This window comes from Fictibacillus nanhaiensis (assembly GCF_036213205.1).
Classification (GTDB): domain Bacteria; phylum Bacillota; class Bacilli; order Bacillales; family Fictibacillaceae; genus Fictibacillus; species Fictibacillus nanhaiensis_E.
In genome coordinates this window covers 72,236-91,986 of sequence record NZ_JARMFC010000020.1, presented here as the reverse complement: position 1 = coordinate 91,986, position 19,751 = coordinate 72,236, and the positions used below count along the sequence as shown (strand labels likewise).

22 protein-coding genes are annotated in these 19,751 nt (G+C 38.3%); 2 read left to right on the top strand and 20 right to left on the bottom strand.

Annotated features, from left to right (window positions below):
* Positions 1-125: 125 nt before the first annotated feature.
* From P4V41_RS17620 to P4V41_RS17570, 11 genes are all read right to left on the bottom strand, one after another.
* Complete coding sequence (locus P4V41_RS17620; RefSeq protein ID WP_328086491.1) at positions 126-680, bottom strand: GNAT family protein; 555 nt, start codon at positions 678-680, stop codon at positions 126-128.
* Between the two features lie 8 nt (positions 681-688).
* Positions 689-1,093: a GNAT family N-acetyltransferase gene (locus tag P4V41_RS17615; protein WP_328086490.1), complete on the bottom strand. Its 405-nt coding sequence runs from the start codon at positions 1,091-1,093 to the stop codon at positions 689-691.
* Positions 1,090-1,587: a GNAT family N-acetyltransferase gene (locus P4V41_RS17610; RefSeq protein ID WP_328086489.1), complete on the bottom strand. Its 498-nt coding sequence runs from the start codon at positions 1,585-1,587 to the stop codon at positions 1,090-1,092. Before P4V41_RS17610 ends, P4V41_RS17615 begins: the two co-directional genes overlap by 4 nt.
* A gap of 10 nt (positions 1,588-1,597) precedes the next feature.
* Positions 1,598-2,476, bottom strand: coding sequence for an alpha/beta hydrolase (locus P4V41_RS17605; protein WP_328086488.1), 879 nt, complete (start codon positions 2,474-2,476; stop codon positions 1,598-1,600).
* A 10-nt stretch (positions 2,477-2,486) separates the two neighbouring features.
* Complete coding sequence (gene dnaN, locus P4V41_RS17600) at positions 2,487-3,614, bottom strand: DNA polymerase III subunit beta (RefSeq protein WP_328086487.1); 1,128 nt, start codon at positions 3,612-3,614, stop codon at positions 2,487-2,489.
* Positions 3,615-3,749: 135 nt separating this feature from the next.
* Positions 3,750-4,646, bottom strand: coding sequence for an AraC family transcriptional regulator (locus P4V41_RS17595; protein WP_419181334.1), 897 nt, complete (start codon positions 4,644-4,646; stop codon positions 3,750-3,752).
* 432 nt (positions 4,647-5,078) lie between these two features.
* Complete coding sequence (locus tag P4V41_RS17590; RefSeq protein ID WP_328086486.1) at positions 5,079-6,710, bottom strand: M4 family metallopeptidase; 1,632 nt, start codon at positions 6,708-6,710, stop codon at positions 5,079-5,081.
* 259 nt (positions 6,711-6,969) lie between these two features.
* A complete protein-coding gene (locus tag P4V41_RS17585) occupies positions 6,970-7,659 on the bottom strand; it encodes an HAD family hydrolase (RefSeq protein ID WP_328086485.1) in 690 nt (229 codons plus the stop codon).
* A 14-nt stretch (positions 7,660-7,673) separates the two neighbouring features.
* Entirely contained in the window at positions 7,674-8,237 is a 564-nt protein-coding gene (locus P4V41_RS17580; protein WP_328086484.1) for a GNAT family N-acetyltransferase, read from the bottom strand.
* Between the two features lie 19 nt (positions 8,238-8,256).
* Positions 8,257-9,123, bottom strand: coding sequence for an RNA polymerase sigma-70 factor (locus P4V41_RS17575; RefSeq protein ID WP_328086483.1), 867 nt, complete (start codon positions 9,121-9,123; stop codon positions 8,257-8,259).
* A gap of 3 nt (positions 9,124-9,126) precedes the next feature.
* Positions 9,127-10,416, bottom strand: coding sequence for a phytoene desaturase family protein (locus P4V41_RS17570; RefSeq protein WP_328086482.1), 1,290 nt, complete (start codon positions 10,414-10,416; stop codon positions 9,127-9,129).
* Positions 10,417-10,577: 161 nt separating this feature from the next.
* On the opposite strand from P4V41_RS17570, the gene P4V41_RS17565 reads away from it, so the two are divergent.
* Positions 10,578-11,030, top strand: a complete 453-nt coding sequence (locus tag P4V41_RS17565; RefSeq protein ID WP_328086481.1) for a universal stress protein — start codon at positions 10,578-10,580, stop codon at positions 11,028-11,030.
* A gap of 52 nt (positions 11,031-11,082) precedes the next feature.
* On the opposite strand, the gene P4V41_RS17560 is transcribed toward P4V41_RS17565, so the two are convergent.
* Positions 11,083-11,787 (bottom strand): polysaccharide deacetylase family protein, encoded by a 705-nt coding sequence (locus P4V41_RS17560; protein WP_328086480.1) that lies wholly within the window; start codon positions 11,785-11,787, stop codon positions 11,083-11,085.
* Between the two features lie 52 nt (positions 11,788-11,839).
* Complete coding sequence (locus tag P4V41_RS17555) at positions 11,840-12,334, bottom strand: DinB family protein (protein WP_328086479.1); 495 nt, start codon at positions 12,332-12,334, stop codon at positions 11,840-11,842.
* Between the two features lie 260 nt (positions 12,335-12,594).
* Here P4V41_RS17555 and P4V41_RS17550 point away from each other — a divergent pair, with 260 nt between their 5' ends.
* Positions 12,595-13,356, top strand: a complete 762-nt coding sequence (locus P4V41_RS17550; RefSeq protein ID WP_328086477.1) for a class I SAM-dependent methyltransferase — start codon at positions 12,595-12,597, stop codon at positions 13,354-13,356.
* Positions 13,357-13,468: 112 nt separating this feature from the next.
* Here P4V41_RS17550 and P4V41_RS17545 read toward each other — a convergent pair whose 3' ends face one another.
* The 7 genes from P4V41_RS17545 to dctP form a co-directional block, all read right to left on the bottom strand.
* Entirely contained in the window at positions 13,469-14,098 is a 630-nt protein-coding gene (locus P4V41_RS17545) for a YrrS family protein (protein ID WP_328086476.1), read from the bottom strand.
* A 190-nt stretch (positions 14,099-14,288) separates the two neighbouring features.
* Complete coding sequence (locus tag P4V41_RS17540; RefSeq protein ID WP_328086475.1) at positions 14,289-14,738, bottom strand: GNAT family N-acetyltransferase; 450 nt, start codon at positions 14,736-14,738, stop codon at positions 14,289-14,291.
* 148 nt (positions 14,739-14,886) lie between these two features.
* A complete protein-coding gene (locus tag P4V41_RS17535; protein WP_328086474.1) occupies positions 14,887-16,140 on the bottom strand; it encodes an L-lactate MFS transporter in 1,254 nt (417 codons plus the stop codon).
* 243 nt (positions 16,141-16,383) lie between these two features.
* Complete coding sequence (locus tag P4V41_RS17530; RefSeq protein WP_328086473.1) at positions 16,384-16,722, bottom strand: RNA polymerase sigma factor; 339 nt, start codon at positions 16,720-16,722, stop codon at positions 16,384-16,386.
* Between the two features lie 152 nt (positions 16,723-16,874).
* Positions 16,875-17,123 (bottom strand): phage holin family protein, encoded by a 249-nt coding sequence (locus tag P4V41_RS17525; protein WP_328086471.1) that lies wholly within the window; start codon positions 17,121-17,123, stop codon positions 16,875-16,877.
* Between the two features lie 84 nt (positions 17,124-17,207).
* Positions 17,208-18,272 (bottom strand): NAD(P)H-dependent flavin oxidoreductase, encoded by a 1,065-nt coding sequence (locus P4V41_RS17520; protein ID WP_328086470.1) that lies wholly within the window; start codon positions 18,270-18,272, stop codon positions 17,208-17,210.
* Positions 18,273-18,360: 88 nt separating this feature from the next.
* Positions 18,361-19,632 (bottom strand): C4-dicarboxylate transporter DctP, encoded by a 1,272-nt coding sequence (gene dctP, locus P4V41_RS17515; protein ID WP_328086469.1) that lies wholly within the window; start codon positions 19,630-19,632, stop codon positions 18,361-18,363.
* Positions 19,633-19,751: the final 119 nt, after the last annotated feature.

Below are 19,751 nucleotides of genomic sequence, written 5' to 3'. Positions count from 1 at the left end.
GAGTATCGTCCTCTGTGAAACAAGTGGCAAACCTGTTCTTTGTATGTCATTAGGGTTACCTTAAAATGAGTAATTATTCCAATTAACTTATAAAATTTTACAGGTTTAAATTTGGTATACATTCTTTACCGATGCGAAACACTATTTGCAAAAAATTCATCTTTTATTACACTCATTCGTAACCGATCAACAAACTTTCCATTTCGTAGACGATCTTGTCTTAAAATCCCTTCTTCTACATAACCTGCATTTTTGTATGAAGCTATGGCTCTTTCATTATCGATCTCAACTCTAAGCCAGATTTTATTAAGGGAGAGTTCACAAAAACCAAAATTTAGCATCTCATGCATAGCGGCAATACCATAGCCTTTGTTCCAATAACTCTTATCTCCAATGGCTATGCCTAACTCGGCATGTTGGTTCAACCGATCTATATTCTTTAGGTCTACCCAACCAATATGTTTACCCGTCTCACTGATTATCGCTTTTTGCTCATAACCATTGTTCTTTGCGATACACTGATTTATCCAAGTTCTTGTTTCTTCTAAACTAAATGGAGGATATTTGTCTGGCATGTTAAGATGCTTTGTGACTTCTTCGTCTAAACACCACGCATAACGATCTTCAGCATCCTCTATAACAAGATCCCTAAGTTGAACGTTTGGAAATACCTTTTGCATGTTTTCACCTATTTCCTTTGTTTTTTCTTTTGAAAAGATTGAATAGACTTTGTATAACCTAACTTTTCAAAGAAATGTTCTTTTCCTGGTTGAGCACCTATAAAGAGAGACGTTGGACTATGTTTGAAAGCCATCTCCATTAGATGTTTGCCTATCTTTCTTCCTTGATAGTCCGGCCTAACAAGAATTTCAGTGATGGTTCCAAAGAAATAACCATCAGTAAGAATTCGTACACAGCCAACGAGTTTTTCATGATCCCATGCTGTAATGTTTATTGTTTTTTGCAAAGCTTCTTTTGTAAACTGTTCATGGTATTCACCTGGCCATACTGCATTCACTAAAGAAAGAAATTTTGACACACACACTTCGTGGTTGTCTGCAATATAGATAATACTTTCGTTGTCGGGAATCATACGTTAATACTCCCTTGAAGTTTTTTACTTAAAACAATTTCATCCCGAATAGGTATGCCATTGTTTGCGACTTGAGGAATTTCAGGTTTTACCTTCCTAGCCTTTTCTACTTCATTTAGAAGAAGCTCCGTTAAACAATAACCTCTTTTTTGATAAAAGCTCAATGCCCTTATGTTATCGTTCGTAGTCGTTACTTTTATATGTAATACTTCTTGACTATAAGCCTCTTTTTCAATTTTTTTTAGAAGCTCTGTACCGATTCCTTTGTTTTCTAAGATGCTGTCCAACGAAATGATCTCACAGACGTTTTTATGTATGAAATATGTAAGCAGACCTACTATTTCACTCCTCTTATTCACAGCAACAAATCCATCAAGTTCCTCACATTTAAACGTTCCACTCGAAATCACCATCTCTTGACTTCCCCAGTGCTTTTGAAAGAATTCATTAATCGATTTTTTATCAACTTTCGATGTACCCACTATTTCTAACATACTAGGACCCCTATCTTAAAAAATCTAATGTCGTTGCTACAAATTTTTTCTCTTCTTCTAAATCTGGAAAGTGTGCACTGTTTTCAAATATCTCTAAGTTACTGTTTGATAATTCATGTTTAATGATATTTGATATCTTTAAGCCCGTATTCCGATCATGCGCACCTGTTAAGATAAGCGTATGATGCTTAATTTCATTTAATCGCTTTTTAAGTGGTGTAGACGGGGGATTCTTTTGAAGTGACTCCAACAATGTTCCTGTGTTACTTAAGCCACTTTCTTCCCATAAGCGTCTGTTATAATCAGCTACCTTCGCGTTTTCAAATAAAAAGCGATCAACAAGCTTAGAGTCAGCTAGTGCCCAAACCCTTTCCCATTTAGCTTTTAAAGAAATATTTTGCTTCAATACCTTTTCGATTCTCTCGAAAAATATATCATCGCTGACTGTCTGAAATCCTTGAATCTGAGTATCATAGACCATATCCGAAAACATTAAACTTGGTGCAGAGAGCACTAATTTATTGATTATTCCTGGAAAAGCGAGAGCGATTTCTAACGCTAATTCTCCTCCGAATGAATAACCTAATACATCTACTTTCTTGATTCCGAGCTGCTTCACAAGACAATAGAAATCATTTACTAATAACTCAACCGTATAGTCTTCAGAGTGGGGTAAATCGCTTCTACCACAACCTCTTTGTTCGTAATAAATAACCGTTCGCTCCTCAGCAAGCTTCGGTCCTGCAGTCCGTTCAAAAACATAGTGATTACCTCCTGGACCACCATGGATAATCAATAAAGGTATCGTTTTTTTTTCGGTCCCCTCTATTCTTATCCAATGACTTATCCCATTTACGAGTAGCTGATATTCTCCATTTTTGTAATCCATGGAACCCCCCCTAAAAAGACCTTACTGGTGAAATGAGATGAAGATATCTTGATTTTTGATGTGTGGATTCTATTACGATCGGTCTCATTGAGCCATTAAATTTCATGTTGATTTCTTCGTCCTTAATCGTATGTAATGCTTCTTTCAAAAAGTGACCATCGATTGAAACCTTAAGATCGTTGTCACCTGAAAAGTCGTTAATCTCTTGTAATTCTTGAATATTGCCCATTTCTGAAGAGCCTGATGAGATGCACAGTTTATGGTCTTTAATACTTAATGTGATATTGTTGTTCTTCCATTCACCGGCAAACAAACAGGCCCGATCTATTCCTTTAACGAGATGATCTTTATTTAATCTTAATATTGTCTTTTGTTCATTCGGAATGAGTTTTGATGTATTCGGATACTGCCCAGAAATTAATCTTGAATACAGAGAAACCTGATTTATTTCAAAAAGAATGTATCCGTCTGCCCAGGAGATTTTTACGATACCTGAATAATCACTGATTTGTTTTATAAGTTCATTCAGACTGGAGCTTGGAACAATAAACGATGTCTCTTCCTTAACCTGAACTTCGTTAATTACAGAAGCTAAACGTTGTGAATTAGTGGCAACGGCAGTAAGCTCATTGTTTGAGAACATAAAATGAACACCAGTAAGTACTGGCCGCGTTTCATTTTTAGCTGTAGCAAAAACTGTTTGTTTGATTGTCTCTTTTAATTCATTTGCACCCATTGTGAATGAATATGTTCGATTGATCTCAGGTAACCTAGGATATTCGTCTGCTAGGAATCCATTTAATTTAGTAAAGATGTCACCCGACCTAACCTTTACGACGTGCTTATCATCTACTTCGATATGGACGTCTTCAGGTAGCTTGCGAATAAGTTCTGTAAAATATCGCGCTGAAACGACAGCACTCCCTGTTTGGTCGATTATCATAACACCGGACGTTTTTTCTCTAGATATAAACCGTGTGATAATAATATCTGAGTTTGTTCCAATAAGCGTTATCCCCTCATTCTCTGCTATAACCTTTATGCCGGAAAGAATGGGAAGAAGTGATTTTTGAGAAACAGCTCTTCCAACTTCAGATAGAGCTTTACTAAATACTTTTTGATCGACCGAAAACTTCATATTTGATGTATCCTTCCTCGTTTATCCGCTTGAATTTTTATTAATATTCAGATTTTTATTTTAACACAAAATTCCAATTTCCTAGATTCAAAAAAAACCCTTTCTGCTCATTGAGCAAAAAGGGCAAAACACAACTTATTTCACTTTTTCCGCCTTCTTAACGAGTGGAATATAGATGTCAATCTGTTTGTTCTCATTTCCATAGCATCGTTCATCATAAAGCTCAAACTCTAACTTTCCGTTATGCTCATATTCTGAATCTGGAAACCATTTGGAGAAGATTTCAACCCATGTTTGCTGGATCGATTGTACGAAGTTCTCCTCTGAAGCTTTTGGCGTTGTAAAAACGGCATACTCCATCTCTGGGAAACTTCTGTAAGACATTCCTTCTGGAGCGAGTGTTCCTTTCTCCACTTCCATTCCAATCATATAAACAAACTCACCTGTTGTCGTATTGTATTCTGTGCACAATCCTAGTTCTTGGTTTTTGTTTAAAGGGTTTGGAATTTTGTCTCCTAAGTTATTTTGAATATAGTTCTCCCAAAACTTCGGAATATCTACATTATTTTGACCGGCAGTGTTGCGTGTGTTCAAATCATACCCGATGATGTGGAAAGCTGGCTTTTTCATGATTTTCATTTCCATGTTTATTCCTCCTGTATAACGATTTATATTGAGGTAAGTCCTTTGATGAAGAGAGACGGGATGAACGGATGCATTACGGTACTCTCGCGGTGATCGGCCATATTGTTTTTTAAAAGCTCGGTTAAACGATTCATGATAGTGAAACCCTAGATCAAAAGCGATATCAATCACTTTATCATCTGATTGCATCAATCGCATAGCCGCGTGTGAGAGTCTTCTTTTACGCACATAATCCATAACAGATTCGCCGACTAGAAACTGAAACACTCTATGATAATGAAAAGGTGAGAAGCAAGCGAGCTCTGCAAGCTCCTCTAATGTAATCCGGTTCTGCAAATTCTCTTCAATATAATCGAGTGTCCGCTGAATGCAAACTTCATAATCCATCTCCATCACCTACCCTACATCCATCATATACACGAACATTCATTCGTTCTTAACCTTTTTTGCTAAGTTACCGTTTTACTTATTCTATATCGACGTGATCAGCCCTGCTAATGATGGTTAATTTCATGAGATTGAGCTTACAATTCCTGGGTTTCTGCTCTTAATCCATGAGTTTAGGCTGTTAATCCACGAGTTTTAGCTCCCAATCCAGAAGTTTTTGCTCTCAATCCACGAGTTTCGGCTCCCAATCCAGAAGTTTCAGCCCCCAATCCACGAGTTTCGGCTCCCAATCAACGAGTTTCGGCTCCCAATCCAAAAGTTTCAGCTCTCAATCCACAAGTTTCAGCTCTCAAACCACGAGTCTGTAATCATTCGCTATTTCCCCATAGAAAAAGCTAGAACCATCAAACATGGTTCTAGCTACATCAAAATTTATTGAATGCCTACTGCATTAAATGCCTGATTTACCGAAGTAACAGCTTGTGACGAAGCACCGTATAAGTCTGTTGCGGACTGGACTGCAGCTGCTCTCGCTTGACTGAAATTTGATGATGACGTTAAGTATACCGTGTTCATACGGTAGAAGATCGCACCTAGCTTATCCCGTCCGATTCCGGTAACGGACACGCCGTAATGACTGCCGCCCTCACTTAATAGATATGCTGCTTTATTGATGATACCACTGTTGATATGAACGCCGCCGTTGTCACCTGTTCCGGTATAACGAACAGAATAGTGGTCTGGATCTTGGTATTTCGCCGGATCTGACATGGAACGAAGTGCATCTCCTGCTACTCCAGGCGTATAAACATCTTCACCGATCTCGAAATCAGGGTTTTTACCGTTATAGTACTCAACTAATGTACCAAATATATCAGACATCGCTTCGTTCAATGCACCTGACTCGTTTTGATAGACAAGATCTGAACTTGTATCTGTTACCGCATGTGTCAATTCATGAGCAACTACATCAATTCCGCCAGAGAAGGCGATAAAGTTCGTGCCATCACCATCGCCATATACCATTTGAGAACCGTTCCAGAACGCATTATTGTAGTTTTTATTAAAGTGAACAGAAGATTTAATCTGTGCTCCTCTATTATCATATGAATTACGCCCGTGTGTATTTTTATAATAATCGTAAGTTAAACCAGCAAAGTAATGAGCATCTACGACTGCTTGATCGTATGAACTATCAAACAAGTTGTCTGTTCCACTGTATAGTGTTCCCGGCAAGAAGAATTCAGGAAGGAACGTACGGTTCTTCATATCATAGGTGAAGATTCCGTTTCCTCGCGTATTATCTTGCATATAATACTTTCCGCTAGATAATGTGAGATTAAGCGTTTTTGAATCGCCTAGTACACCTTTTCCTGTTCCAGTCGTGTTCGTTCCCGTTACTTCGTGCATGTCATTATAACGGTTTAAGATCTCCCCTGACTGTGCATCAATAAAATAGTTCCAGTTTCCTGGCTCAGGAGTTAAGTAGTTTAAGTTTACAAGATAAGCAAAATGAGCTTTACCGTCTTTCATCAGTACGATTTTTTCCGCTTTTGGCTTCTTCTCATATTCTGGTTTTAGACCAAGTGCATCAGTAGCAATTCGCACCGCTTTTTTCCCACTGATCTGCTTTGCGTTATTTAACTTTGGTTGCTTGTCCATTTCTGGAGCAACTTCACCCGAGATAACGGTAAGTTCACCGTTTTTATTAATGTGCGCCACTTGGGTATAACCCCATATAGGAATACCGTTGTATTCTTGCTGAAGTCTTAGAACCGTATTCCCGTTTGCTTCTTTTGTACTCTCTAAAATGGAGAACGATTCTTCTGCTTTTGTATTTCCGAGTTTAAATATGGATTTATGACTATTCACATAATCGAATAAAACCTTTTGTGCAGAAGCTTTTGATTTAGAAGATAACTTCCCTGCAAAAAAGGCTGGTGTCCCAGAATCACTGCTTACTTTCACCTTCACCTCTTCTGTTGCTGCCATAGCTGATGGTCCGAACGCACCTGCGATCAATGTTGCCGCAATCCCCATTGCAACCCACTTCTTCTTTGTCATTGTCACGCCTCCAATTTCCTTTTATTTACTTTGTCTGCAACATCATATCACCTCTTAGACTCTATTTATACGAATTTTCAGAAAGTTAATTAGTTGTTACTAGAGTAAAAAATAGGAAATAAAATCAAAGTGTCTGATGGCATATTTTTGCTGTAGTTCTTTTTTACCGAAATTTTATTAATAAAAAATAGATTCTAACTCAAATCAAAAAGAGCTAGCACGTTAATTCAAGTGCTAGCTCTCCACATAAATAAATAGATTAGCAGATTGTGAAGGAAGTAATATCCACATGTTTCAGTATGTCTTGTGGTTTTTTTAGTTTTGGATAACCTGTCGTTCTCTCACTGATCACCGTTGGCAAAAACCAAGTTGCTTGAAGTGCTGTCATTCCTGCTTCTGTTGCACCTCTTAATTCGTCAGATCCACCGTCACCAATAAATACTGATTCTTGCGGTGTTACACCAAGCTTCTCACAAGCCAATTGATAGATTTCTTTTTGGGGTTTTGCAACTCGTGCCTCATATGAGAAGATCACTTCATCAAAGAAGTCAGCTAAATCACACGTTTCCCATGCGTAAACCTCTTCAGCCGCCGCATTAGAGATCAGACCAAGCTTTAAACCTTTGGACTTTAAAGTACGAAGAAGTCCTAACACGAGAGGATTCATCTCTTGAAAAGGAATACGCTTAACTGCCATTCTTTCTCGATGAACTTGCTCGATAGCATCTAACTTTGGTTCCATGCCCTGTGAGCGAAGTATATCCCTTAACACACTCTCGTGATCTAAAAAAGTGCCATTCATTCTAAGCTCTCTTCTAAGGTCCCACTCTACTTTAAAAATTTTATTATCTAACCCTAAAGGTTTAATAGAATACTTGGCTTTCTTTCGTCCATCTTTCCATTCCGTAATCAATGTTTCGTACAAATCGAAGAAAACAGCTTTTACCAAGATCTCTCCTCCTATTAGAATACTTTTGCATACACACTTGTAGCTCGAAGTTTCGTAGTTGATCCAATTTCCAATGCGTCATTTTGCAAAATACCTTCCAATGTGAAACCAAGTCGTTCAGGAATAGCCGCACTTTTAACATTTTGAGTATCACAGCGAATCTCAATTCGACGCGCTTTTAGTTCTTTAGAAGCAAACTCAGTAATTCCTTGAACAGCTTCAGTCATATATCCTTTGCCTGTGTATCGAGTATCGATCCAATAACCAATCTCGAATTTTGGAATTTCCCAATTAATACGGTGTAACCCTGATGAAGCGATCAAGTTACCGTTTTCTCTTAAGAACACAAGCAACCGCAAATCTTCCCTGCTTAGAAACTTCAAATGCGCTTCTCGAATATTTACTTCTACATCTTCCTCGGTTTGTTCAAAATGGGCGAAGGGTAGCCACGGCTTTAACTCTTCCAGTGAAGCATGAATAGCTTCAAACATCGCTTTGCCATCTCCAGGTCTTGGCATACGGATAAGGAGTCGATCGGTTGTAAATTCAGTAGGAAAATTCATTAATATAGGTTTCAAGGTATACCTCCGAGTGTTGTTACTTAATGTGAGTAAGTTTGTCAGGGTTTACTACCCAATAAATAGTCTGAATCAGGTCATTCTTAATCTGTAATGATAGAACACCGAGTACTTGATGTTCGGCATACAGTACAATTCCTGGTTCACCGTTAACAATAGTATATTTAAATGAAAAGTCTTCCTTTGCTTTTGCCATGATTCCCATGTAAAAGCGAGAGATTCGCTCTGCTCCAATGATTGGAACAAGAGCAGCTTTTGTTTTCCCACCACCGTCTGATACAAGTGTCGCATCCACTGCAAGCAAGCTTAATAGTTTATTGACATTTCCTGAAACTACGGCTGACACAAACTGTTCGGTTAGTGCGGATGTCTTCGGCGGTGACGACTGAGTAGCTGTATGATTGCCTATCGCCTTTCTTGCGCGGTGAAAGATCTGCCTGCAGTTCGAACTGCTTTTTCCGACCACTTCTGAAATCAAATTATAATCATACTCTAAGACTTCCCGAAGCAAAAATACAGCACGTTCTGTTTCTGATAGCTGCTCTAATAACAGTAAATATGCAGTAGAAAGAGATTCTTTCATTATAAAATGTAATGCTGGATCATTGTTGTTGTCTGTTAATAACGGTTCTGGAAGCCAAGGCCCTACATATGTTTCCCTTTGTTTACGCGCAGATTTGAGAATGTCAATACAGCGATTAGTCACGATTTTACAAAGGTAAGCTTTTGGGTTCTGAACATGATTAACTGGTTGTTCACTCCAAGTAATGTACGCATCTTGCACGATATCTTCCGCATCTTGCACACTTCCAAGCATACGAAACGCTAATGAAAACAAGAGTGATTTATATGTTATAAATAACTGCTCCGTATGGACATCGTTCATCCATTAAGCCTCCCTTCGCAAACGATTTAATCCCTCATTCTGCATAATAGCTTTCGCTGCTCTTTTAGCACTAGCAAAAGCTGCGTCCACCAACATTTCTCCATGTCCTGCTCCGTCCCCAGCAATGTATAATCCAGGTATTTGAGGTACACTCGGACCAAAATATTGTTTATCGTGAACGCTAATCGTGTCTTGAACTACAATCATGCTGGGTAGAAACTGCTGAGAAACAAGTTCTTTTCTCCAGCCTGGCTGCATGAGATCTAAAATACTCTCAAGCTCTTGTTTATGAACATTTGCACTCTCTTCTTTCTTCGTCCCTAAATATTTGATCATTTGAATAACAATCTCACCATTCTGACCTAATGAACAAGCTCTAGAGTGGTTAGAGAACAGAATATGCTGATCGATTCCTATTGCAAAATGATGACTCGACCTTGGGAGTTTTTTTAAAGCTATATCTAAGCATGCAACATATACGGGACGTGCTTGTTGATTCCACTTTTGCAGCAATGTTCCTTCTGATTTCTTTATTAATTTCATTGATTGCTCGGGTCCTGTTGTTAATAGTACATTTGAAACTTCAATCGTTTCTCCATCTGTACAAAAGAGTTGATGTTGAATTCCACATTCAATAGAAGAAACCATTTTGTTTGTACGAATAAGTACACCGGCAGCCAAGGCTTTAGAACGCAGATTTTCTATGATGGATTGCCAACCGTTGTTAATATATAGAACACCTTTCAATCCTGATTTAACTTGACGAATGACAGCACTCGCTAACTGTTGATCGTAGTCTATACAATACGTTGATGTTCTGCATAGTGCATAAATAACGTTACGCACCATGGGATTCTTTATTTCCTTTTCGGCCCATTCTCGCAAACTCATATGCGGAATTGATGAGGTATCGATCGTTTGCAGCTTCAACATAACTCTTACAAGTTCCGTCTTGCAGGACCATGTTAAAAGTTTTGATCTCACCATTGCACCTAATGATCCTGGCAAATGAAATAGTTCTCCATTCCAGATCGCGTATCCTTTTGTATCGGGAACAGCTCCAGATATATTTACTTTTAACTCATTTAAAATCTCCTCAGCCGCTCCCCCTCTATATAATGCATGCCCTCCTAAGTTAAAAAGTGCTCCATTTTTCGAGTTGGTTTGTGCACGTCCGCCAACCTTGCTAGCTTTTTCTAGTACCAAGACAGACTTTCCTGCTTGTGCTAAATATATGGCAGAAGTCAAGCCTGCTATTCCGCCTCCAACAATAGCCACATCAAATGTATTCATTGTATAATCACCACTTTCTGATTTTACAAACATGACGATACTGGCTTATGTTTTGTGACAGAAATCTGTTTTTTGTTTACATAAAATATCAAGGGGTAATGGTTTTATAGGGTGACATTTTAATTCAAGTTGCCAAATCTGCAAGAAAGGAGATCAACGTGATGTTATTTACCAAGATTCTGGTTGCTTTTGATGGGTCTGAAGGAAGTTACACAGCTCTGCACAATGGTAATGAGATCGCACGGCATACCGAGGCTGAGTTAACGTTACTTTATGTTACCAATGAAGTAGTCCTGCCTTTGTATGGTGTCGTTCACCCAGGCGGAGTAGCGAGTTCAACTGCAGAAGTAAGGAAAGCAGAAATTTTGGAGCAAAGTCATGGTGAAGAAATCCTAAACAGAGCGTTAGGACGTGTTGATCCTCAAATAAAGACAACAACAGCCATTTTGCATGGTGACCCGACTACCACCATTTGTGGTTATGCGGATAGCCATAACATCGATCTCATCGTCATTGGTAATCGTGGCCATAGCGGATTAAAAAAACTATTCTTAGGAAGCGTTAGTCAAAAGGTTGTCTCTACCGCACATCAACCTGTACTTGTTTCCAAATAACATTCAATTCATTTGAGAAGCCCCTTTTAGATTAAGATGGGCTTCTCAATTCTTATTCAATCATTTCAGAAACCGTTTTAAACGTGTATCCCTTTGCCTTCAAGTCCGTAATTATTCCTTTTACGGATTTCATCGATTCTCTTCGGCTATCATACATAACATGCAGCAGAATGATTGAGCCAGGCTGAATATTTCGACTCACATGCTTCACTATTTTGGTAGAATCAGATGCTATTTCGGGATAGGTTTCCGGCTCTATGTTCCAAAGTATTGTCTTACGATGGTGTTTATCTAAGTAATAAGGCAGACCAATCAACTTTTTACCAAATGGCGGGCGAAAGTGAATCTTTCCCTCGTACCCTGCTTTTCGTATCAGCTCATCTGTTGTTTCTATCTCATTTTTAATAAAGGAAGGTGTTTTCAAAACCATTCGTTCATGAGAATAGGAATGATTTCCGAGCTCATGTCCTGCTGCAACTATTTCTTTTGCATCCTCCAAGTTCTCTTCTATCTCTTTGCCAGTTACAAAAAAAGTAGCTTTAACTTCCTCTTCTTTTAAAATCGTTAAAATTTCATCAGTGTTATCTGTAGGGCCATCATCAAATGTAAGGGTAACTACTTTTTCAGTAGTATCTGCACTCGTCACTAAACCTCCGAAAAATTGAAAGTCTCTTGAACTGCTTAACTTTAAACCGATGTATGCTAACGCTGTCAATAGGATGAGCACAATGCTTACGTAAATTACTATTTTCTTCATTCATTTCTCCTTGTTGAACCGTATGTATCGAGCTATTAGTAAGTAGGATTTTTTAACCTGAATACCAAAAACTCGTTAAATCTGTCGTAACTGAGCTATAACCATTTTGACGCAGCATAGCTGTAATATTTCCGCGATGATAGGCACCATGAGTCGTGATATGCATCACCATCTCAGAGATACTCGTTTCTCTTCTTCCTGCCCAAGGTATATCTAGCATTAACATTTTGTCCAAATCATCATGTCTATTAAGAAAGTTTCTATACTGTTTCGTTAATTCATTGAACATCGTAATGATTTCCTCAATACTCTTTGTATCAGACTCTACTTTTTCAATTTCGAGCGCTTCTGTCATGCTTGTTCCTGAAACGATATGAAACCAAAGCTGGTCAACGATGTACATGTGTGAAACCACCTTCGAGAAGGATGGAAAAACACTTTGCATTTCCTGATGATATACTTCATCTCCAAGTTCTACTAAACGATTAAACATCTCCTTGTTCGCCCATACATGATAGTCGTACATTTTCAAAGCGTGATGTGTCATAATGCCCTCCCCTTTATCACATACTTCACTCATTTGCCTAATTTCGACAACACGACAAAATTCCCTCTATTTGTGAAGTTTCAGAAGGAGCTGGAATTGTTTTGAAGAATTAATTTTAGTATGACAATGAGTAACATATTATGAGGAGAACATTATGAATCATTTCGAGCATGAAATATAAAACGGCTATTATTCAAGGGGACCTCCAACAAATCCGTATAGACTCAACATAATGAAACATAAACTTTGGAGGTGCAGGTATGAAACGTGATGTAGATTTTGAAATGTATATTAAGGAAGTTAAGAAACCTTTTTCGGGGTGGGATTTTTCATATATAACTGAATCTGGTCGAATGGCAAGTGGAATGCTTTCTTGGTCTTATGGCAGTATGGTGACTCCTCTCATCGGGAAAGTGTCATCGATGCTTGACATGGGCACTGGAGGTGGAGAACTGTTATCCAAACTTCAGCCATTTCCAGCAGTAGTTTGTGCAACAGAAGGATATCTGCCAAATGTTCCAATCGCACGAGAACGACTTGAACCTCTTGGTGTAAAAGTGTTTCAGATCGGTGACGACGACCTTCTTCCTTTTGAAGATCATACGTTTGACCTTATCATCAATAAACATGAATCCTATTCTCCACTTGAAGTAAAACGCATATTAACAGCGGACGGTATTTTTCTTACACAACAAGTTGGCGGTTCAGACTGTGCTGAAATTAACACAATACTTGATTACCCTATTAACGAAGAATTTTCACATTGGAATTTGCGTTTTGCTGAAAATGAATTGAGAGAAAATGGGTTCGATATATTGGAAGCAAAAGAAGAATTTCCTGTTCAGCGCTTTTATGATATAGGAGGGCTACTTTACTACTTAGATGCAATACCTTGGCAAGTGCCAGAGTTTAAAATTGAAGATTCTGTGGAGAAGCTACATCATATTCATAAGATGATTCAAAATAATGGATACTTTGAGGTAAATCAACACCGTTTTCTACTAAAAGCGAAAATAAAGTAAAAAGCTGGCTCAGTATCGTTACATATGAACGAGCTAAGCCAGCTTTTGTTAAGAATTTTAGGTGAGTCTTCTTAAAAGGGAATGTTTACTGTCCACTTCTTCAGATCAGAAATTACTTCTGAACACTCGTCACCATCCAGCCTTTTTCATCAACCCACTCGAGGTTCACTGTGTATTTTTCGTTCGGCTGTTTATTCGGACTTACTTCTGCGACTGATTTTTGAGGACTGCCACCGTTACCGATCTTCCATACAGTCATGTTTTCATCAAGTCCTGTAGCAAGACGGATCGCTTTCAGTTTTTCATTCCAATCTACGCTTCCTTCATCATAACTAGATGTATGTGTTCCTGTTTGAGAAGTTCCGATCGGTTTGTTTAAAACTGGTTTATCGCCTGAATCTTGTTGTTTTTTCTTTTCCGCTTCAGCTTTTTTCTTTTTATCTGCTTCTTTTTCAGGATCTATGCCAATCTCTTCAGAAGGTTCTTGTTTCTTGGATTTATCCTTATTGTTTGTTTCTTTTTCTTCACGTTCTTCATCTTCATATGCACTTTCGTTATCAGGCTGAAGTTTAACCACTTTATGTTTTGGTTCTTTATTTGCTTCTTCTTTAGTTGGCTCCTCTTCACTGCCCATAAGCAACGCGTCTTTAGGCAAGAACAATAACGCTAACAGAACAGCTCCTAACGCACTAAATAAAACAACATTTCTCTTTTTTGACTTCTTGCGTTCTGATCTTCTCATCTATTACATTCACTCCTTCGTAACAATCTTTCCCTCTCATGATGAAACAAAACAAAAAGAACTCTAATAAAGATTAGAGTTCAACCAACTTAAAACTTTTATATATTCAACATTAATTATTCGATGAGATTTACTAAGAATTTGAGGGTGACCTAAGATTTCAGAAGTTTTTGCCAACACAAGATATGTATTATACTTCTAAAACAACAGCCATTTCTTTGCCAAATCTATCACCTTTATCAACAAATCCTAAGCTCTCATACAACTGGTGTGCTCCCTTATTCTCCGGGTGATATCCCACTACAATTAATTTAGCATCTAATACAGTCTTCATTTCATCAATCATCAACTGTGTAGCTATCTTTCCAATTCCTTTTTGCTGATAATTTTTATCGATCATAATTCGATAGATCCAATAACCACCTAATTCTTCTTTCATGGAGTTGAACATAAGAAATCCAACTGTCTTATCTTCTAAAAAGATAGCATAAGGTTTTAAGCTCGGTTCAAATTTGGATTGTGCAATTGAAACGGCATTAGGTTCAATATGGCTCACTTGATCATCTGCTACTTCTAAAAAGCAGCACTCGTACCAGTTTTCTGCGTTTAGTTCTGCGATTGTCACTTGTTTTTGTGTCATAAGTTCTCCTTTAGATGTAAAATACATTTCCAATTTTACCATAATATCTCATATAGAAGGTGTTTATTTTCAAAAGTACGGCTCTTGTATTTTCAATCATTAAACAAGCAGTGCCTTCCCATTAATAAAGACACTGCATTTTGGAAGATTATGCAACGGATTTTTCTTGTTTTGCTGCGAGTTTTTTCATATCAAAACGGACTAATATGGATACGATGAGTGCTAGTATAAACAATCCAGAAAAGAAAGTTAAACTGTTCGCGTAAGATCCTGTTGTATCCTTAATCCATGCTGCGAACAATGGACCTGCAAGACCTGCTGCTGCCCATGCCGTTAAGATGTAGCCATGGATAGCTCCAACCTGTTTTGTTCCAAAAAGGTCGCCAATATATGCTGGTATTGATGCGAAACCTCCACCGTAACAAGTATAGATAACTGCTAGCATCACTTGAAAAAGAATGGATGATGATGTTTGTGGCAACATGAAAAAAAGCGCGATCTGCAGAACGAAGAATGTCGTATATGTATTAGGTCGCCCGATATAGTCTGAAATGGATGCCCATCCGATTCGACCAAAACCGTTGAACAATCCTAGTACGCCTACAAGTGCTGCTGCTTCAGCGGTTGTTAATCCGATACTCTCTTCTGCAAGAGGTTTTGCGGCAGAAAGTATAGCAATACCACATGTAACATTGATAAACAGCATGATCCACAAATAGTAAAAACGGCGTGTTTTTATCGCTTGGTTAGCTGTTAGTTGTGAGAGGTCTTTTTTTATTTTTACTTTTCCACTCTCTACATTTTCTTTAAACCCAGCAGGAAGCCATCCTTCTTCTGGTTTTTCTAAATAAAGAGAGGACAAAGTCATTACAGCAAAATAAGCAATTCCTAATATGAAGAATGTGTTTGCAATACCAACTGATTTAATAAGTGCGTCCATAATAGGTGAACTGATCGCTGCTGCAAAACCAAATCCCATGATAGCAAGTCCTGTTGCTAAACCACGACGATCGGGAAACCATTTAATCAGTGTAGAAACAGGCGCGATATATCCTACACCGAGTCCGATTCCACCAAGTACTCCATAAAAAATGTAAAGCATGGTTAACGAGCCGAGATTCACTGCAAGACCTGAGCCTGCAATTCCTACTCCAAAGAAAATGGCTGCAAGCAGACCCGCTCTCTTGGGACCATGTTTTTCAACAAAATGTCCTAAAAAAGCTGCTGACAAACCTAAGAAAAGGATGGCGATACTAAATGTCATCTGTACTTGTGAAGCTGTCCACCCAAATTTTTCGATCAATGGATTTGTAAAGTTGCTCCAAGCATACACGGAACCAATAGAAATATGAATCCCGACAGCTGATAAAGCAATGAGCCAACGATTTTTTGACTTTTTCATCCTTAAATCCCCCCTAAAAGTTAATAAAGTTAAACATTCATGAACCTTACCCTAATGTAAGACAAATAAAAAGACAACATTCGAAAGTACTTATTTTTTCAAATAAGTCCATTGTAGAATGTTGCCTAAAAGCTCTACATACTCGTGCAGAGCGTTCATTCATCATTAAAGTAGAATAGAAAAAGTACAGATCGTGTATTTTCTCCATTACTTCACACATTAGTTGTAAGCGTTTTTATAATATCAGATCGTCGCATTATGCGCAACATAATTTTTTGACTTTTTAGATAATAAGTGAGTAATGTGAATTTCTTCGCGATCGACACATTTTAATTTACATAATCTTATTAAATAACTTGAAAGAAATTTGTCTTTTACTTTTGTGTAATGGTCTGAGTTATCCCATAAGTCGCGAAACACTTCGCACAATACCTGTTCAGCAACACGCTTATCACCAGTTATTCGGAGGGCTACATGAAATAGTAGTGTGCTATATGAATCGATCATCTGTTTCAAGGCACTTGAATCCTTATGATGCAATCTGTTTAAAACATTACGATCAAGGTCATGTCGTATGTTCATTTTAGCAACACCCTCCTACTACTTCCTTTGATATTTTCCCTTTCCCATAAGTTAAAGTAGTTAAACATCGAACACAATATTTGTTTAACTTTAATATATATTTTGTACAATAAAAAACAGCGCTTGAGTTTAAGCACTGTTCTCATTACCGCTTATTTTTTTAAGTTTTTCTCTACTGAATATTTAATACCCGCGACTGTTCCTATTCCAAGGAGTGCATATTTTAACCCGATTAATGTGGCTTCTGGTGTAGCAGCTCCCGCTTCCCAAAAGGCATAAAGAACGCCTAAGACAACTGCAACAATGGGGATATACTTATTCGAAAAACGATCCGTATGACGAATGGCATATAAAATCACAGCTAAACCAATGTACGGCGCAAAATCGGTCATAAAATCCATGATTTTCACCCCTATCGATTAGATTTGTAATCTTATACAAATTTTATTAGGACTTGGATGAAAATAGACCGTTACAAATAAACTTTATCTCCATGTGGTTTTCTTGAGTACGCTCTCGCATTGATCAACTAAATCTTCCACCAAATCTCCAGCAGTTCTTACTCTAGCTAGACCTGATGCTTGACCTGCCCACATGGACATCATATCTTTATTTCCTTGTTTAGCCGCTTCTTTTCTAATATCAGATGTTAGTAAATGTTGCAGTGGATACGGAGGCAAATCACCTTGAATACGACTCTCCAAATCTATCATCATCTTATTCTTAAGACCTCTCGCACTTTTTCCAGAGAAGGCTTTTGTAATTTTCGAGTCAGTATCACAACTTGATAGGATCGTTTGTTTGTGAATACTATCTGCTCCGCTCTCTTTTGTTGTCAAAAATGCTGTACCCAGCTGAATGGCTGAAGCACCTAAAGCTAGTGCTGCTGCCATTCCTCTGCCGTCCATGATGCCACCCGCTGCTACAACCGGACAGGATACAGCATCTACCACTTGGGGAACGAGTGCCATTGTGCCAATCATAGATTCATTTTTAACATTTAAGAACGTTCCTCTATGCCCTCCTGCCTCAGCACCTTGTGCAACGATAAGATCTACACCAATTGACTCAAGCTGAATCGCTTCTTTAACAGAAGTTGCTGTTGCGATAACTATGATTTCTGAAGCGTGTAATTTTTCTACTAATCTCTTAGTCGGCGCTTCAAATGTAAAACTTATTATCTTCACGCCTGCTTCTATCACGGTAGCGATTTGTTTCTCAAAAAGATCTTCCATGTATGGAATGTTATTCGTCTTAGGAATTCCAAGTTTTGAACGGTATATATTCAAGTGTTGCTGCATTGCTAGAATGGCATCATCTTCTATTTCATAATTCTGGGGAAGGAACAGGTTTACAGCAATTGGAGAATGAGTACGTTGCTGAATATTTTCTAAAGCCGTTTTAATTTGTTGAGGAGTCATGTATCCTGCACCAAGTGTTCCTAATGCTCCCGCTTCACTTACTTCTGCTACTAATTCAGGTGTTGTCGGTCCACCTGCCATGCCTGCTTGTATAATAGGATATTTAATATTGAGCATGCTACAGATCATAAGTTATTTCCTCCATTTCTTGCTTTTATATTAAGCATATCAAAAAGAAGGAGCTTTAGTCTGTTTCGACCAAAGCTCCTTCCCAACGTTATACCGCAATTTTTCTATTTTCGTACATCGCCTGAATAGCTTCTTCACTTTTACCTTCATCAAACTCATATTCACTTTTAGATACAACGATCGTTGCAATTCCGTTTCCGATTAAGTTTACGATCGCACGTGCTTCACTCATGAAACGGTCAACTCCTAATAGCAGAGCTAGTCCTTCCACAGGAATGACTTGCATAGCTGTTAGCGTTGACGCCAAAACGATGAATCCACCGCCTGTAACGGCTGCTGCACCTTTTGATGTTAGCATCAGAACAGCGATGATCGTTAGCTGCTGAGTGATACTGAGATCAATGCCAAATACTTGAGCTAAAAAGACGACTGCCATCGAGAGGTAGATGGACGTTCCATCTAAGTTGAAGGAATAACCGGTTGGAATAACAAGACCTACAACTGACTTTGAACATCCGAACTTCTCCATCTTGTTCATCATTCGCGGCAAAACCGATTCTGAAGAGCTCGTCCCAAGAACAATTAATAGCTCTTCTTTTATAAATTTCAAGTACTTCCACAAACTGAATCCATACATCTTGCAGATCAGATTCAATACGATAAAAACGAAGAAGAACATCGTCGTGTACACCGCAATCATTAACTTGCCAAGCGGGACGAGTGACTCTAGACCATAGTTTCCAATAGTAAATGCCATTGCACCGAACGCTCCAAGTGGTGCAGCTTTCATTATATATCCGACAATCTTGAAAAATACGTTCAACAATTTTTCAAAGAACTCGATAATGATTTTTCCGCTGTTTCCGAGTGCCGTAAGTCCGACACCAAATAAAATGGAAAAGAAAAGTACTTGTAGAATATCACCTTTAGCAAATGCATCTACCATGTTGCTAGGAACGATATGTGTAACGAACTCGATCCAATCGATCTTACCGCCTTCTTCAGATGTGTATTGTGAAACATCACCTTTTTCAAGCTTATCAAAGTCTAAGCCCGCTCCAGGTTTTAACACGTTAACAACAATCAATCCGATTACGAGTGCGAGGGTGGTAACAATCTCAAAGTAGATGAAAGCTTTGCCTCCGACCTTCCCTACCTTCTTCATGTCACCCATTTTCGCGATGCCAAGTACGATCGTTAAGAAAATAATTGGCGCGATCACCATCTTAACGGCATTAATAAATGTATCTCCGACAGGTTTCATCTGTTTTCCGAAATCCGGCCAGAAGAGTCCTACAAGTACACCTACTGCAATAGCCGTTAAAACCTGAAATGTTAAGTTCTTAAATAACCTTTTCATTGTTCTTCTCCTTTCGAGTTTGAAAATAAATTGGGGTCTGACCCGGGGTCAGACCCCAAACAATTTCCACACAATTTAAACAAGCCATAGAAAAAAGCGTTATCATTTGTAAAGATAAT

Coding starts and splice junctions, on each gene's coding strand:
- P4V41_RS17605 (WP_328086488.1), bottom strand. CDS start 2,476: ATGGATTACAAAAATGGAGAATATCAGCTACTCGTAAATGGGATAAGT.
- dnaN (WP_328086487.1), bottom strand. CDS start 3,614: ATGAAGTTTTCGGTCGATCAAAAAGTATTTAGTAAAGCTCTATCTGAA.
- P4V41_RS17575 (WP_328086483.1), bottom strand. CDS start 9,123: ATGAACGATGTCCATACGGAGCAGTTATTTATAACATATAAATCACTC.
- P4V41_RS17620 (WP_328086491.1), bottom strand. CDS start 680: ATGCAAAAGGTATTTCCAAACGTTCAACTTAGGGATCTTGTTATAGAG.
- P4V41_RS17545 (WP_328086476.1), bottom strand. CDS start 14,098: ATGAGAAGATCAGAACGCAAGAAGTCAAAAAAGAGAAATGTTGTTTTA.
- P4V41_RS17555 (WP_328086479.1), bottom strand. CDS start 12,334: ATGACACATCACGCTTTGAAAATGTACGACTATCATGTATGGGCGAAC.
- P4V41_RS17540 (WP_328086475.1), bottom strand. CDS start 14,738: ATGACACAAAAACAAGTGACAATCGCAGAACTAAACGCAGAAAACTGG.
- P4V41_RS17520 (WP_328086470.1), bottom strand. CDS start 18,272: ATGATCTGTAGCATGCTCAATATTAAATATCCTATTATACAAGCAGGC.
- P4V41_RS17560 (WP_328086480.1), bottom strand. CDS start 11,787: ATGAAGAAAATAGTAATTTACGTAAGCATTGTGCTCATCCTATTGACA.
- P4V41_RS17565 (WP_328086481.1), top strand. CDS start 10,578: ATGTTATTTACCAAGATTCTGGTTGCTTTTGATGGGTCTGAAGGAAGT.
- P4V41_RS17550 (WP_328086477.1), top strand. CDS start 12,595: ATGAAACGTGATGTAGATTTTGAAATGTATATTAAGGAAGTTAAGAAA.
- P4V41_RS17595 (WP_419181334.1), bottom strand. CDS start 4,646: ATGGATTATGAAGTTTGCATTCAGCGGACACTCGATTATATTGAAGAG.
- dctP (WP_328086469.1), bottom strand. CDS start 19,632: ATGAAAAGGTTATTTAAGAACTTAACATTTCAGGTTTTAACGGCTATT.
- P4V41_RS17610 (WP_328086489.1), bottom strand. CDS start 1,587: ATGTTAGAAATAGTGGGTACATCGAAAGTTGATAAAAAATCGATTAAT.
- P4V41_RS17590 (WP_328086486.1), bottom strand. CDS start 6,710: ATGACAAAGAAGAAGTGGGTTGCAATGGGGATTGCGGCAACATTGATC.
- P4V41_RS17615 (WP_328086490.1), bottom strand. CDS start 1,093: ATGATTCCCGACAACGAAAGTATTATCTATATTGCAGACAACCACGAA.
- P4V41_RS17535 (WP_328086474.1), bottom strand. CDS start 16,140: ATGAAAAAGTCAAAAAATCGTTGGCTCATTGCTTTATCAGCTGTCGGG.
- P4V41_RS17570 (WP_328086482.1), bottom strand. CDS start 10,416: ATGAATACATTTGATGTGGCTATTGTTGGAGGCGGAATAGCAGGCTTG.
- P4V41_RS17525 (WP_328086471.1), bottom strand. CDS start 17,123: ATGGATTTTATGACCGATTTTGCGCCGTACATTGGTTTAGCTGTGATT.
- P4V41_RS17530 (WP_328086473.1), bottom strand. CDS start 16,722: ATGAACATACGACATGACCTTGATCGTAATGTTTTAAACAGATTGCAT.